Below are 13,835 nucleotides of genomic sequence, written 5' to 3'. Positions count from 1 at the left end.
CATCACGGCACGACGGAGAATGACCGGCATGACATCGGCGACCCGCATGCCCGAGGACCTGCTCGCCAAGGCCGTTGCCGCGCCCGGATTCATGCCGACCGACGAGGGTCTCGCACTGCACGACGCCGCACGGGCGCATCTCGGCGCCGGTGTCGCCGTCGAGATCGGCAGCTACTGCGGCAAGTCGACGGTGTTCCTCGCCGCGGCGGCGCGAGCGACCGGTGGCGTCGTCGTCACCGTCGATCACCACCGTGGGTCGGAGGAGCACCAGCCGGGCTGGGAGTACCACGACCCTGGCCTCGTCGACCCGCACACCGGCCGGCTCGACACGCTGGGCACCTTCCGCCGCACCATCGCCGACGCCGGGCTCGAGGACCACGTGGTCGCCGTCGTCGGGCGCTCACCCGCCGTCGCGGCCCTGTGGCGCACGCCGGTAGACCTGCTGTTCATCGACGGCGGGCACACCGAGGAGGCGGCGGACGCCGACCTCACCGGGTGGGGGCCATGGGTGCGCCACGGCGGTCTGCTCGCGATCCACGACGTGTTCCCCGATCCGCGGGACGGCGGCAGGCCACCGTTTCACATCTACCGCAGGGCCATCGCGTCCGGCCAGTTCGAGGAGCTCTTGGTGCTGGGCTCACTGCGGGTGCTGCGCCGCGTCGAGGGTCAGCCCGGTACGCCGGTGGCGTAGACGTCGTCGCACCCGCACGCGCCGCTGTCCACGGCCAGCCCGGTCGGCAGATCGTCGCCGCGGAACAGGCCGGCCGCCGGTGTCGTGGTCGACAACGCATCGGCCGCGAGAATCACGGCAGCGCCGGTCCAGGTGGTCCGTTCCTCCGGCCACCGCTTGCCGTCGGCGTAGACGAGGCCGGTCCAGTAGGAGCCGTCCGGGTCGCGCAGGTGCTGCATGGCGGCGAACAGCTCGTGCGCGCGCGCACGCTCGCCCACCGCGTCGAGGCTCAGCACGAGCTCGCACGTCTCCGCGCCCGTGACCCACGGGTGGTCGTCGACGCAGCGGGCACCGAGCCCGTCGACCACGAAGTCGGTCCAGCGTTCCCGCAACCGCGTGAGCCCCTGCTCGCCCCGCACGGCACCGCCGAGCACCGGGTAGTACCAGTCCATCGAGTACCGCCGCTTGTCGGCGAACGCCTCCGGATGCCTGCGCAACGTGTGACCGAGCCTGCCGAGCGCGACCTCCCAGCCGGGCTGCGGCTCGCCGACGTACTCGGCCAGCGCGAGCGCGCAGCGCAGACTGTGGTGGATGCTCGAGCATCCGGACAGCAGCGCCTCGGCCACCGGTATGCCGCGGGCATCGCGGACCCAGCCGATCTCGCCTCGGTCGGCCTGCAGCCCGAGCACGAAGTCGATCGCCCGCCGCACGACCGGCCACATGCGACCCGCGAACACCTCGTCCCGCGTCACGAGCAGGTGGTGCCACACGCCGACGGCGACATACGCGCAGAAGTTGGTGTCGGCGCTCGCGTCCTCCACCTCGCCGCGCACGAGCTTCAGCGGCCACGAACCGTCCGGACGCTGGGTCCGCCGCGACCACTCGTAGGCGGCGCGGGCCTGCGCGACGAGACCGGCCGCGGTGAGGGCCATCGCCGACTCGACATGGTCCCACGGGTCGACATGGCCACCGGCGAACCACGGAATGGCACCGGACTCCTCCTGCGCCTTCGCAATCGACCGGGCCGTCCGTTCCACATCGGACGCCGAGAGCACGCCCGCCACCGCCGGTACCTCAGCGCCCGCCAACCGTGCCCTCCCGCTTCACGAAGTACAGCACCAGGCTCTTGCCGATCACCGGGTCCAGCAGCCGTTCCGCGGACCGGGTGAACCACGGTCGGTGCATCATGTCCCACACCAGCAGCCGGTGGTACGCCCGGACGAGCGGGTTCCCTTCGTTGTCCGGCCCGATCGCGCACTTGAGCCACCAGTACGGCGAGTGCAGTGCGTGCGCGTGCGCCTGGCCCACCGGCCGCAGCCCGGCGCAGGCGAGCTTGCCGCGCAGCTCGTGCCCGCGGTAGATCCGCACATGGCCGCCCTCGACCTGGTGGTAGGCGTCGGAGAGCAGCCAACAGATCCGCTCGGGAAGCCACCTCGGCACGGTCACGGCCACGGTGCCGCCCGGCCGCACCACCCGGGCGAGCTCCCAGACGGCCTTGTCGTCCTCGGGAATGTGCTCGAGGATCTCGGAGGCGATCACGCAGTCGAACGACTCGTCGGGAAACGGGAGATCGAGCGCGTCACCGGCCACCGTGGTGGCCACCGCTCCCTCGGGCACCTCGCCCGCGGCGGCCATGGCCCCGAACATCTCGTCGACCCGGCACAGTTCGGGCTCGTCCTGGTCGAACGCGACGACGTCGGCGCCGCGCCGGTAGGCCTCGAAGGAGTGCCTGCCCGCGCCGCACCCGATGTCGATCACGCGGCAGCCCGGGCCGACGCCCAGCCGGTCGAAGTCCACCGTCAGCATCAGCTCGCCGCCCTTTCCAGCCGGGTACGCTCGATCGCTTCCGCGTAACAGTCCACAGTAGACTCGGCGACGGAGCGCCAGCTGAACCGCGCGAGCGCTCGCCTACGTCCCACCTTGCCGAGACGTCCGCTCAGTCCGGGTTCGTCCAGCAGCTCGCCGAGACGTCTGCCGAGTGCCTCGGTGTCGCCGGGCGGCACCAGGTACGCACATTCGCCGTCGTCGCCGACGACCTCCGGCAGCGCGCCGGCACGGCTCACCACGAGCGGGGTACCGCACGCCATGGCCTCCACTGTGGGCAGTGAGAATCCTTCGTACAGCGAGGGAACGCAGGCCACCTGCGCCGACGCCAGCAACGCCGCCAGCGCGTGGTCGGCCAGCCCGTGCACGGTGCGCACCACGTCGCCGATACCGAGGCCGTCGATCAGTCTGCGGGTGGGACCGTCCTCGGTCAGCCTGCTCACGAGCACGAGTTCGACCGGCCGCTCGGTCCGCAGCTTCGCGACCGCTTCCAGCAGGTGCCGGATCCCCTTGAGAGGCACATCGGCACTCGCGACGGCCACCACCCGGCCGGGCACACGCGCCCCGGGGGAAGGGCGGAAGAGAGTCGTGTCCACCCCGAGCGGAATCGTCCGGATGCGCTCGGCGGGGACCGAGAAGTCGGCGGCGATGTCCGCGGCGGACGCCTGCGAGACCGTGATGAGCCGGGGGATCCGCCGCGCCACCCTCGCCTGCATCCGGACGAAGCCGTACCAGCGGCGGACGGCGGGCTTGCGCCACCAGCGCGCGGCCGCCAGGTCGGCGACCCGGTCCCGCGTGATGGGGTGATGGACCGTCGCGACGAGCGGGATGCCCGCCGTGCGCAGGCCGAGCAGACCGTAGCCAAGGCACTGGTTGTCGTGGACGACGTCGAACTCGTCCGCCCTGGCCCGCAGCAGCCTCGCCGCGCGGAGGCTGAACGTGAGGGGCTCGGGGAAGCCGGCGGTCCACATCGTCGCGACTTCGAGCAGATCGATGGCGTCGCGGTACTCGCCCGGGCGAGGGGTACGAAACGGATCGGGCTCGCGGTACAGGTCCAGACTCGGCACCCTCGTCAGCGTCACCGGGTCCTCGAGGTCGGGATACGGCTGCCCGGAGAAGACCTCTACGTCGTGGCCCAGCTCGGCCAGGCCGCGGCTGAGGTGCCGGACGTAGACGCCTTGACCGCCGCAATGCGGTTTGCTCCGGTAGGAGAGCACTGCGATACGCAACCTTCACCCCTCGCCGACGGTCGACCCGGCAACCCGACACACCGCGGTCACGATCCGTTGACCGCCGACCAAGACTAGAACGTGTTTTCGATCATGGCAACCACAACGTCATGGAAGCGGATCACACAGTTCCGGCATTCTGACAAGCAGAGAGCGGAAAGGAGGCGGCCCGATTGTTCCACACCGCGCCGCATAGATAGAACCCGTTCTAGTAGTTTTGCGAGCGCGCTCGAGTGTGGCGGTGCCCGGCCCATGCTAACGGGGAGCACGGTATTCCGCGGACATGTCGCCGCCCGGCGGCTCAGAGCACGGAGATCTTCGCGATCCGCCAGCTGCCGTCCACTCGTTCGGCCACGATGTCGAGGCAGGCCGTGGTGGAGCGCCGCGGTCGCATGTCGGCGGTGAGCGTCCGCTGGTCGACGACGACGAGCAGCCGCGCGTGGCCGCCCCGCAGTTCCCGGACTCCGGTCGACCGGACCGTCGTCGACCGCACCAGCCGGTGCGTGCTCGCCCGTTCCTTCGCGGCCGCGAAGCTCGCCCGGTACTGCCGCACGGCCTCGCCGACCAACACCCGGTCGGCGGCACGTTCCGTGCGTGCGAGGTCGGCATGGTCGTAGGAGAACACCGCCTTGACGGCGCCCCCGATCTCCTCCGTCACCTCCCGCGTCGCCTGCGGGTCGGCGAAGGCCGCGTTGCCCTCCACCACGGCGTCCGCCCGCATCACCGCCCACACGGCACCGGCGGCCGCGAGCACCGTCACGGCGGCCAGCAGCGCCAGCAACGTCGCTCTCCGCGACGCCCGCCCGGCCGGCTCCGCCGCCGTCATCGGCCTGCCGCCTGCACCGCGGAGACCTTCCACGTATCCCCGGCGCGAACGAGGTCGGCCACCAGTGCGCTGCGCTTGGGCTGTCCGCCCAGCTCGACCCGCACCACGGCGAGCAGCCGCGCCGTGCCGGCCGGTTCGTCCAGATCGGACAACGCCGCCTGCGTGACCGAGGCGGTCGCCACCGTCCTGCCCTGTCGCGCCCGGTCGATGTGCAGGTCCCGGTCGTTCTTCAGGTCCTCCTGCAATTGCCCGGTCGTCACGGTCAGCCACTCGTCCACATCCGGCTCGGCCCTGCGGTGGTCGATCGTGTTGAGGACCGTCAGCGCGTGGGTACCGTCGCGCACGGCCGCGTCCCGTGCGGCCCCACGCCGGCCGAAGTCACCCTCGGCGGCCGACCACCACTGCCGGCCGAAGCCCGCACAGCACAGAACCGCGACCAGGGCGGCCACGGCCATCAGCGGGACGAGCCGGTCCTTGCCGGGCGCCCTCATCCCGCGAGCCCCAGCAGGCCACCCAGCCCGGTGCTCGCGGACGGCTCGCCGGCGAGGTCGAGCAATCCGGGCAGGCCGGGTTCCCGCGGCTCACCGTCCGGACCCCCTCCGGTGCCCTCCGCCGGGGGTTCGCCGGTGCCGGGCGGCTCCACCGGCATCCCGGCGAACGGCGCGTTCTGTGCACCGCGCACGTTGCTCGGGCTGCCCGGAGGTTCGGCGCAGTACGCCTGCACGTTCGGTTCGGTCTCCTCCACCTGGTCGGCCGCGCGGCGGGGCGTGCCCTCGTAGCCCTTGGTACAGGCGTGCGGGTCGAAGAACGTCGGCACGAACCCGAGGTGGCCCTCGCCGTTGGACGTCACCGACTTGGAGAACGAGGCCGCCACCGGCAACGCGACGAACAACTGCTCCAGCGCGTCGGTGCGCACCGAGGTGATCTGCGCGGTCGTGAGCAGGTTCGCGATCACCACGCTCAGGCTCGTCCCCGACGTCGCCAGCAGCTCGCTCACCTCCCGGCTGAGCTCCGGCGCGCGGTCGACGACCCGGCGCAGGTCCGGGTCCGAGCTCCTGAGCTGCTCGGCGATGTCGTGAAAACCCGTGGCGATCGACCGGATGTTGCCGCCGTTGCGGCGTTGTGTCTCCAGCACCGCGCGGCCGCGTTCCAGCAGCTCCCGGGTCTGCGGGAGATTCCGCTGTGCGGTCGCGGTGAACGACCCGCCCGCGTCGAGCAGCCGCTGCAGGTCCGGGCCCGCCCCCGAGAAGGCGAGGTGTGTCTCGTCGACGACCGTGGTCAGCGACTCGGTGTCCACACTCGACACCAGCTTGTCCAGGTTCGCCAGCAGCGTCTCGGGCGCGATCGGCACGCCGGTGCGGCTGCTGTCGATCACCGACCCGGCCTCCAGGTACGGACCGCCGGCCGAGCGCGGGCGCAGGTCGACGTACTGTTCGCCGACCGCGGAGCGGTTGGCCACGACGGCGTCGGTGTCGGCGGGGATTCTCGGCGCGCTGTTCTCGATGTCCAGATCCACGGTGACTCCGTCCTCGTCGAGGTGGAGCGCGTGCACCCGGCCGACGGTGACGCCGCGGTAGGCGACCTCGGCGTTGACGAAGATGCCCCCGGAGTCCGTCAGCCGCACCTGTACGAGGTAGCCCCGGTTGCCGAAGAGCCGGTCCAGGCCCGCGTAGTTGCCGCCGGCGTAGCCCACCGCGAGCAGCGAGATCAGCCCGAAGACGATCAGCTGGACCCTGTTCTTCCGGTTGAGCCGCATCAGCCACCTCCCAGCAGGCCGCCCAGCAAGCCGGCGACCCCACTCTGCGGCGGAGCGGACGACTGCCGGTCCAGCGGCAGCGACGAGTCGGGCAGCGGAAGCGGCGGTGGCGCGGTGCCGTTGTTGAACGGGATCGCGCCGTCGGCACCGGTGCCGTCGCCGGTGGGCACCTGGACGGCAGGCCGGCCGGCATCGAGCAGGTTCCGCAGGATGGCGTCCAGGTTGAGGTCGAGCCGCACGCTGACGTTGGCGTAGTCGCCCCGGACGATGGAGTGCCCGAACACGGGGATCGGGTAGCTCGGCAGGATCTGCATCGCCTCGGGCAGCGCGGTGCCGGCTTCGGCGAGCTTCTCCAGGGTCGGTTCGAGCGCCTGGAGATTGGCGACGACGCTCTCCCGGCTCGCGTTCACCACGCGCGTCCCCACGGCCGAGAGCTCGTCCAGCGACCGCAGCATGCCGACGAGCTCGTCGCGCTGCTCGGCGACCACCCGCAGGCCGGGCTCGAGGTGGTCCAGGGCGGTGGTCAGGTCGCCGGTCTGGCTCACGAGCGTGGTGGACAGCCGGTCGAGGCCCTCGATCGCCCGGACGATCTCACCCCGCTGCCCGTCCAGCTCCGTGGCCAGCTCGTCAACCCGCGACAGCAACGCCTTGACCTCGGCCTCGTTGCCGGCCAGCGCGTCGTTGAGTTCCCCCACGATGTCGTGGAGTTGCTGGATCCCGCCGCCGTTGAGCAACAGCGACACGGCACCGAGCACCTCCTCGATCTCGGGGTTGCGGTTGGTGCGCTCCAGCGGGATGACCGCCCCGTCGACGAGCCGGCCCCGCGCCTCGCCCGCCGTCGGCGGCCGCAACTCGACGAACTTCTCCCCCAGCATGCTGGACTGCCGCAGTTCCGCGGCCGAGTTGGCCGGCAGCGCGATGTCGCCGTTGACCACGAGATCGACGTGCGCCGACCTGGCGTCCTCCGCCAGCCGGACCCGCTCGACCCTGCCGACCGCGACGTCGTTGACCTTCACCGATGCCTGCGGCACGAGGTCCAGGACGTCGCGGAAGTGCACGGTCACGCGGTACGGGTGCTCCCCGAGGTCCGCGCCGCCGGGCAACGGGGCGTTGTACAGTCCGGAGAACCCGCCCTCGCCGCACCCGGCCACGAGCAGCAGCACGGCACCGAGCGCCGCGAACCGTCGACCTCGCCTGCGCATCATGGCCGCCCTCCCGGTGCCACGATCAGCGGCAGCGGCAACGGAGGCAGCTCGCCGGTCTGGATGGACGCGAGGATCTGCGACACCGACGGCAGCTTGGCGACGCCGTCCACCACGGGGCCGAGGATGTCGCACAGCCGAGCGAGCGGCGGCGGAATGCGGTGGTCGGAAAGCGACTGGGTGAGCTTGCACGCCGTGGTGATGAGCGGGTTGGTGAGCTCGTTGGCGTTGTAGCGGATGGCGATGCTGCCCGACGCCGCGTCGTAGGAGTTGATGAAGTTGCCCAGCCCGAGCGGGGCGACATCGAGGAGCTCGGCCAGTGCCGCACGCTGGTCGACGAGCACCTGGGTGATGCCGGCGAGCTTGTCGACGTTCGTGGTGAGCAGCTCCCGGTTCTCGCGGACGAACCCCTGGACGTCGGTCAGTGCCGTACCGAGTGCCGAGAGGGCCGCACCGACCTCGTCGGAGTCCTCGGCGAGGAAGCCCGAGACCTCGGTCAGCCGCCCGTAGAACTCGTTGAGCTGGGTGTCGCTGTCGACGAGCAGCTGCGTGAACGACCGGAGGTTGCGGATGGTGCCGAACAGGTCCTCTTTGGACCCGTCGAGCGTCGTGGCCAGTTCGGAGAGCCGGGTGACCGTGGTGTTGAGATTCCTGCCGTTGCCCTCGAGGTTGGCGGCCGCGGTGTCGAGGACCCGGGACAGCGCACCGTCGGAGTTGGCGCCCTGCGGCCCCAGGGTGGTCGACAGCTCGTCGAGGCTGCGGTAAAGGTCGTCGATCTCCATCGGTGTCGCGGTGCGCTCGCGCGGGATCACCGCTCCCGATTCGAGCACCGGGCCGCTCTCGTACACCGGCGTGAGCTGGACGTAGCGGTCGCTGACGAGGCTCGGCGCGACGATCACGGCACCGCCGCCGGCGGGCACCTGGATGCCGTCGTCCACGGTCAGGTCCACCTTGACCTGCCTTCCGAGTGGTTCGACGTGGGTGACCTCGCCGACCTCGATGCCGAGCACCCGTACCGACGAGCCCACGTAGAGCCCCACCGCGCGGTCGAAGTACGCCGTGAGCCGCGTGCCGCCGGTGTCGCGCAGCACCCACCACAGGGCCCCGGCGAGCACGAGCATGCCGACGCAGGCCAGCGCCAGCCACCGGTACACGCTGCGGGCGGCGCGGGTGTCGATCGTCATCGGCCCCCTCCCACGCCCTGGTCCGGTGCCGCGATGTCGCCCACGCACCCCTCGGAGTTGTACTCGAAGGCGCCGGTGTTGATAGTCGGTGGCAGCAGCCCGCAGATGTAGCCGTCGAACCAGCGGCCGTTGCCGGTGACGTTGGTCCCGAGCCGGGTGAACGGCGCGAGCAATTCGAGACTGCGGTCGAGGTTGTCCTGGTTGCGCTGGAGGACGGTCGTGACGGTCTCCAGTTCCCGCAACGCCGGACCGAGCTGCTCACGGTTGTCGGCGACGAGCCCGGAAAGCTGTTCGGACATCCGCTGCGCACCCATCAGGAGCTCGTTGATCACCTCGCGGCGCCGTTGCAGCTCGTCGAGCAGGAGGTTGCCGTCCTCGATGACCCGGCGCAGCTGGGTGTTGCGGCTGTTGAGTGTCTCGGTGACGGTTCGGGTGTCGGCCAACAGGCCGGCCAGCTGGCGGTCGCGGGAGGACACCGTCTGCGACAGCGCCGACAATCCCGTCAGCGCGTCCTTCATGGACTGTGGCGTGTCCTTGAGCGTCTCGGCCACGACGTCGAAGCTTCGCGCCAGCTGGCCGGTGTCGATCTCCTCCACCGTGGACGAGAGCTCGTCGAAGGCGTCCTGCAGCTGGAACGGCGTCCGGGTGCGTTCGACGGGGATCACGTCGTTCGGGTCCTGCGGCTCGGCGCCTCGCGGCCGCAGCGCCAGGTATTTCTCGCCGAGCAGGGTCTTGATCTCGATCGACGCGGTCGTCTCGGTGCCGATCCGGCTGGTGTCGAACGATTCCAGCGAGAACGTCGCGCGGACCCGCGTGCCGTCGAGCACCACCTCGTCGACCTCGCCCACCTTGACCCCGGCGATCTGCACCTCGTTGCCCGCCGCGAGCCCCGCCGACTCGGCGAAATGCGCCGTGTACGTGGTGGTGTTGGTGAACAGCGGGATCTGGTCGGACTGGTAGGACGCCACGACGGTCAGCAGGACGAGGGTCAGGCTGACCACGCCGACGGCGGCCTGATTGCGCTCTTTCAACGGCTTCACGGCACCTGGCACCTCCTCGGCTGCTGGGTCGCGGGCAGCGGCAGGATCGGCAGTTTCACGTTGAGGGACTCGATGCCGATCGTGCCGGAGAGGTCGCACAGGAAGTAGTTGAACCAGCTGCCGTAGCTGACCACGCGCGTGAACTTCTGCAGGTGCGTCGGCATGAGCGTCAGGACCTCGTCGATCAGCTCCTCCGAGTCGGCGAGATTGCCCGCCAGATCACCGAGGGCGGCGACGTCCTGCCGCAGCGGCGGCCGCGCCTGCTCCAGCAGCCCGGACGTGACGTTGGTGAGCTCCGCGAGCCCCGACACGGCCTCGCCGATCGGTTCCCGTTGCTCGGCCAGTCCGGTGACGAGTTGCTGCGTGGTGGCGAGAAGCTGCTTGAGCTGGGGCGTGCGCCCGTTGACGGTGCCCAGCACGTGGTTGAGGTCGTCGATGACCCGGCCGATGACCCGGTCCTTCTGTGCCAGCGTCGACGTGACCGACGCGGTGTGGTCGAGCAGGCTGCGGACCGTGCCGCCCTCGCCCTGCAACACCTGGATGATCTCGTAGGAGAGCTGGTTGATCTCCTGCGGTTCCAGGGCGCGGAACAGCGGCTGGAACCCGTCGAACAGCACGGTGAGATTCAACGCGGGCTGCGTGCGCTCCACCGGGATGGTGCCGCCGGGTTCGAGGGTCCCGGTCTCGGGGACGTCGGTGCCCAGCGAGAGGTACCGCTGCCCGATGATGTTGCGGTACTTCACTGTCGCGGTGACGAGCGCGGGCAGCTCACGGTCGCCGTCGACGTCGAAGCGGACCTCCGCCACGTTGCCCTCGCCCACCGCGATGTCGTTGACCTGGCCGACCTTCACACCCGCGATGCGCACGTCGTCACCCTCGTGCAGACCCGAGGCGTCGCTGAACCGCGCCACGTACCCGGACGTGGGACCAAAGTTGGCGTTGGCGATGGTGGCGGCCAGGATGCCGGTCAGCACCACGGTCACGGCCGCGAACACGGTGATCTTGACGAGCGCGGGGACGTAGCTTCTCATCGCAGCTCCACGATCGTTCCGCGGTAGAGCGGGCCGAGCAGCACGCCGCCCCAGCCGGGAAGGTCACGGGGCGCGATGCCGGTGGCCGGCTCCTGCAGCACGGCCACCAGGCGGTGTTCCTCGGCGGAGTTCGCGAGCGAGGGCACGCCACCGCGCGCGGAGCCGCCGCCCGAACCGTCCTCGGGGAAGGGCACGTCGTAGCCGATGATCGGCGCGGGCAGCGGCCCGGAGTTCTTCGACGGGGCAGGGTGTGTGGAGCCGTCCTCGATCGGTCCGTCCGGTGGGTACTGCGGCCAGCGGCCCGGGGCCGGTACCTGCGGGTAACAGCGAGGCCCACGCTTGTCGAGGTACTCCGGTTCGTCCACACCCGGCCGGTACTTGCCACGGTTGCTCGCCAGAAACCTGATGACAACGTGGTTCATCTCGTCGTCCCCGATGCCGAATGCCGCCTTCGCCGCCGGGATCGAGGCGGCGAACTGCCGGAACATGCACGGGTATTCCGGCGCGTACTCGGCGACCACGTCCAGTGTGGACTGGGCGGTGGTGGTGAGCCGGATCAGGTTGTCCTCGTTGGCCTCGAGGAAACGCCCGAGGTCGGCCGAGACGCCGGACACGCTCGCGTAGACGCCGGTGAGCTGCTCGCGCTTCTCGACGAGCGTGCGGGTGGTCGTGGTGAGGTCGGCCATCGCGTCGAGGAACTGCGGTGCGGCCTCGGTGTAGATGTCGGCGACATCGGCCATGGCGGAGACGTCGGCGCGAAGGTCCGGCAACGACGGGTTGAACTCGCGCAGGTAGTCCGACAACCGCACCAGCGTGTCCCCGAGCTGCTCGCCGCGTCCCTCCAGCGCCGTGGAGATGGAGGTGAGCGTGCTCGACAGTTTCTCCGGCTGCACGGCCTGCAGCAGAGGAAGCACATTGGACAGCACCTGCTCGAGCTCCACCGCCGAGCGGCTGCGGTCCTGCGGGATCACGTCGCCGGCGGCGATCGGGCTGACGGCCTCGCCGTCGGGCGGTTGCAGCGCGACGTAACGCTCGCCGAAGAGCGTCTTGGGCAGCAGCCGCGCCGAGACGTTGGCCGGGATGGCGCTGATCCGGTCCGGGTCCAGGGCCAGCTCCAGGGTCGCCTTGCGGCCGTCCGAGGTGATGGAGCGGACCTCGCCGACCCGCAGCCCCCGGATCTTCACGTCGGCACCCTCACGCATCTGGTTGCCCGCGTAGCCGGCCTCGAGCCGCACCAGGACGTCGTCGGAGAACGTCTTGTTGTAGATGGCGATCGTCGTCGCGATGAACAGGGCCGCCACCACCAGGAAGACCAGTCCGAGCAGCTGGTGGCCGAGCCTGCGGACGACGACGGTGCGGGTCGCGCTCATCCGGACAACCTCACGGTCGTGGTCGCGCCCCAGATCGCCAAGCTGAGGAAGAAGTCCAGCACGGCCACCAGCACGATGGACGTCCGCACCGCGCGGCCGACGGCCACGCCCACTCCCGCGGGGCCACCGCGTGCGGTGTAGCCGTAGTAGCAGTGGGACATGATGACGATCGTCGAGAAGATGATCACCTTGCCGAACGACCAGAGGACGTCCTCCGGTGGCAGGAACAGATGGAAGTAGTGGTCGTAGGTGCCCGCCGACTGGCCGTACATCCAGATCGTCACCTGCCGGGAGGCCAGGTAGGACAACAGCAGGCCCACCGCGTACAGCGGGATCACGGCGGTCACCCCGGCGATGACGCGCGTGGTCACCAGGTAGGGGAGGCTGGGCACACCCATGACCTCCATGGCGTCGATCTCCTCCGAGATCCGCATCGCGCCCAGCTGCGCGGTGAAGCCGCAGCCGACGGTGGACGACAGCGCCAGCCCGGCGGCCAGCGGCGCCACCTCCCGGGTGTTGAAGTACGCCGAGATGAACCCGGTGAGCGCCGCGGTGCCGAGCTGATCCAGCGCCGCGTAGCCCTGGATGCCGACGATGAGCCCGGTGAACAGCGTCATGCCGATCATCACGCCGAGCGTGCCGCCGATCACCGCCAGCCCGCCGGTGCCGAAACACACCTCGGTGAGCAGCCGCAGCGTTTCCTTGCTGTAGCGGCGGATCGTTCTCGGCACCCACGCCAGCACCCGGAAGTAGAACAGCAGCTGGGCGCCCAACCCCTCCAGCGACGCGCCGGGGCGCGCGATGATCTCGAGCGTCCGGTCACCGACCGCCGTGCCGGCGTTGCGTGTCGTCATCGCTCACAACGCCTTCGGGGGGGACGATCTTGAGGTAGATGGCGGTCAGCACGACGTTGATGAGGAACAGCAGCAGGAACGTGATGACGACCGCCTGGTTCACCGCGTCGCCGACGCCCTTCGGCCCACCCGCGGGGTTCAGCCCGCGAAACGCCGCCACCACACCGGCCACGAACCCGTAGATGACGGCCTTGATCTCACTGATCCACAGGTCGGGCAACTGCGCCAGCGCGTTGAAGCTCGCCAGGTACGCGCCCGGCGTGCCGCCCTGCAGCACGACGTTGAAGAAGTAGCCGCCCAGCACGCCGACCACGCTGACCAGGCCGTTCAGCAGCACCGACACCACGATCGCCGCGAGCACCCTGGGCACGATCAGGCGCTGGATCGGATTGACCCCGAGCACCTCCATCGCGTCGATCTCCTCGCGGATCTTGCGGGCGCCGATGTCGGCACAGACGGCGCTCCCACCCGCGCCGGCGACGAGCAGCGCCGTGATCAGCGGGCTCGCCTGCTGCACGATCGCCAGCGCGCTCGCCGCGCCCGTGAACGACTGCGCGCCGATCTGCTGGGTCAGCGAGCCGAGCTGGAGTGCGATCACGGCGCCGAACGGGATCGCCACGAGCGCAGTCGGCAGGATCGTCACGCTGGCGAAGAACCAGCACTGCTGGATCCACTCCCGCCATTGGAAGGGCCGTCGCGGGATCGCGAGCAGCACCTCCCAGGCGAGTGTGGACAACCGACCGACCTGGGCCAGCGCGGCGGCACCCGGGATCGCAACGGAACTCGCCCTCGCGTTCATGCAACCTCCGTGCCGTTCGCCACCGAACGTTACGCCGCATCACCGCAGGT

14 protein-coding genes are annotated in these 13,835 nt (G+C 70.4%); 1 reads left to right on the top strand and 13 read right to left on the bottom strand.

The window, feature by feature from the left end:
- Positions 1–28: 28 nt before the first annotated feature.
- Positions 29–691, top strand: coding sequence for a class I SAM-dependent methyltransferase (locus ACFSZT_RS13635; RefSeq protein ID WP_377388169.1), 663 nt, complete (start codon positions 29–31; stop codon positions 689–691).
- Here ACFSZT_RS13635 and ACFSZT_RS13630 read toward each other — a convergent pair.
- From ACFSZT_RS13630 to ACFSZT_RS13570, 13 genes are all read right to left on the bottom strand, one after another.
- Positions 667–1,758, bottom strand: a complete 1,092-nt coding sequence (locus ACFSZT_RS13630) for a prenyltransferase (RefSeq protein ID WP_377388167.1) — start codon at positions 1,756–1,758, stop codon at positions 667–669. The genes ACFSZT_RS13635 and ACFSZT_RS13630 overlap by 25 nt on opposite strands.
- A complete protein-coding gene (locus ACFSZT_RS13625; RefSeq protein WP_377388165.1) occupies positions 1,745–2,476 on the bottom strand; it encodes a class I SAM-dependent methyltransferase in 732 nt (243 codons plus the stop codon). The genes ACFSZT_RS13630 and ACFSZT_RS13625 overlap by 14 nt, the downstream gene beginning before the upstream one ends.
- On the bottom strand, positions 2,476–3,723 hold the full coding sequence (locus ACFSZT_RS13620; RefSeq protein ID WP_377388163.1) for a glycosyltransferase family 4 protein: 1,248 nt from the start codon (positions 3,721–3,723) through the stop codon (positions 2,476–2,478). The genes ACFSZT_RS13625 and ACFSZT_RS13620 overlap by 1 nt, the downstream gene beginning before the upstream one ends.
- A 301-nt stretch (positions 3,724–4,024) precedes the next feature.
- Positions 4,025–4,549: a hypothetical protein gene (locus ACFSZT_RS13615; RefSeq protein WP_377388161.1), complete on the bottom strand. Its 525-nt coding sequence runs from the start codon at positions 4,547–4,549 to the stop codon at positions 4,025–4,027.
- A complete protein-coding gene (locus tag ACFSZT_RS13610; protein ID WP_377388159.1) occupies positions 4,546–5,040 on the bottom strand; it encodes a hypothetical protein in 495 nt (164 codons plus the stop codon). The genes ACFSZT_RS13615 and ACFSZT_RS13610 overlap by 4 nt, the downstream gene beginning before the upstream one ends.
- Positions 5,037–6,305: an MCE family protein gene (locus ACFSZT_RS13605; RefSeq protein WP_377388157.1), complete on the bottom strand. Its 1,269-nt coding sequence runs from the start codon at positions 6,303–6,305 to the stop codon at positions 5,037–5,039. Before ACFSZT_RS13605 ends, ACFSZT_RS13610 begins: the two co-directional genes overlap by 4 nt.
- Positions 6,305–7,507, bottom strand: a complete 1,203-nt coding sequence (locus ACFSZT_RS13600) for an MCE family protein (RefSeq protein WP_377388273.1) — start codon at positions 7,505–7,507, stop codon at positions 6,305–6,307. The genes ACFSZT_RS13605 and ACFSZT_RS13600 overlap by 1 nt, the downstream gene beginning before the upstream one ends.
- Complete coding sequence (locus ACFSZT_RS13595; RefSeq protein WP_377388155.1) at positions 7,507–8,691, bottom strand: MCE family protein; 1,185 nt, start codon at positions 8,689–8,691, stop codon at positions 7,507–7,509. Before ACFSZT_RS13595 ends, ACFSZT_RS13600 begins: the two co-directional genes overlap by 1 nt.
- Positions 8,688–9,731, bottom strand: a complete 1,044-nt coding sequence (locus ACFSZT_RS13590) for an MCE family protein (protein ID WP_377388153.1) — start codon at positions 9,729–9,731, stop codon at positions 8,688–8,690. Before ACFSZT_RS13590 ends, ACFSZT_RS13595 begins: the two co-directional genes overlap by 4 nt.
- Positions 9,728–10,762: an MCE family protein gene (locus tag ACFSZT_RS13585; RefSeq protein WP_377388151.1), complete on the bottom strand. Its 1,035-nt coding sequence runs from the start codon at positions 10,760–10,762 to the stop codon at positions 9,728–9,730. Before ACFSZT_RS13585 ends, ACFSZT_RS13590 begins: the two co-directional genes overlap by 4 nt.
- A complete protein-coding gene (locus ACFSZT_RS13580) occupies positions 10,759–12,132 on the bottom strand; it encodes an MCE family protein (RefSeq protein ID WP_377388149.1) in 1,374 nt (457 codons plus the stop codon). The genes ACFSZT_RS13585 and ACFSZT_RS13580 overlap by 4 nt, the downstream gene beginning before the upstream one ends.
- The gene (locus ACFSZT_RS13575; RefSeq protein ID WP_377388147.1) at positions 12,129–12,986 is read right to left on the bottom strand and encodes an MlaE family ABC transporter permease; all 858 of its coding nucleotides are present in this window, start codon (positions 12,984–12,986) and stop codon (positions 12,129–12,131) included. The genes ACFSZT_RS13580 and ACFSZT_RS13575 overlap by 4 nt, the downstream gene beginning before the upstream one ends.
- A complete protein-coding gene (locus ACFSZT_RS13570; protein ID WP_377478247.1) occupies positions 12,952–13,785 on the bottom strand; it encodes an MlaE family ABC transporter permease in 834 nt (277 codons plus the stop codon). The genes ACFSZT_RS13575 and ACFSZT_RS13570 overlap by 35 nt, the downstream gene beginning before the upstream one ends.
- Between the last annotated feature and the right edge of the window lie 50 nt (positions 13,786–13,835).

Source organism: Prauserella oleivorans, from assembly GCF_042685745.1.
Lineage (GTDB): Bacteria > Actinomycetota > Actinomycetes > Mycobacteriales > Pseudonocardiaceae > Prauserella_A > Prauserella_A oleivorans.
The sequence above is the reverse complement of the archived record's forward strand: the minus strand, read 5'-3'. Positions and strand labels throughout refer to the sequence as shown.

Excerpts from the sequence above, each read along its gene's own strand:
- ACFSZT_RS13625 (WP_377388165.1), bottom strand. The coding sequence starts at position 2,476 with ATGCTGACGGTGGACTTCGACCGGCTGGGCGTCGGCCCGGGCTGCCGC.
- ACFSZT_RS13595 (WP_377388155.1), bottom strand. The coding sequence starts at position 8,691 with ATGACGATCGACACCCGCGCCGCCCGCAGCGTGTACCGGTGGCTGGCG.
- ACFSZT_RS13600 (WP_377388273.1), bottom strand. The coding sequence starts at position 7,507 with ATGCGCAGGCGAGGTCGACGGTTCGCGGCGCTCGGTGCCGTGCTGCTG.
- ACFSZT_RS13585 (WP_377388151.1), bottom strand. The coding sequence starts at position 10,762 with ATGAGAAGCTACGTCCCCGCGCTCGTCAAGATCACCGTGTTCGCGGCC.
- ACFSZT_RS13580 (WP_377388149.1), bottom strand. The coding sequence starts at position 12,132 with ATGAGCGCGACCCGCACCGTCGTCGTCCGCAGGCTCGGCCACCAGCTG.
- ACFSZT_RS13615 (WP_377388161.1), bottom strand. The coding sequence starts at position 4,549 with ATGACGGCGGCGGAGCCGGCCGGGCGGGCGTCGCGGAGAGCGACGTTG.
- ACFSZT_RS13605 (WP_377388157.1), bottom strand. The coding sequence starts at position 6,305 with ATGCGGCTCAACCGGAAGAACAGGGTCCAGCTGATCGTCTTCGGGCTG.
- ACFSZT_RS13610 (WP_377388159.1), bottom strand. The coding sequence starts at position 5,040 with ATGAGGGCGCCCGGCAAGGACCGGCTCGTCCCGCTGATGGCCGTGGCC.
- ACFSZT_RS13635 (WP_377388169.1), top strand. The coding sequence starts at position 29 with ATGACATCGGCGACCCGCATGCCCGAGGACCTGCTCGCCAAGGCCGTT.
- ACFSZT_RS13575 (WP_377388147.1), bottom strand. The coding sequence starts at position 12,986 with ATGACGACACGCAACGCCGGCACGGCGGTCGGTGACCGGACGCTCGAG.
- ACFSZT_RS13570 (WP_377478247.1), bottom strand. The coding sequence starts at position 13,785 with ATGAACGCGAGGGCGAGTTCCGTTGCGATCCCGGGTGCCGCCGCGCTG.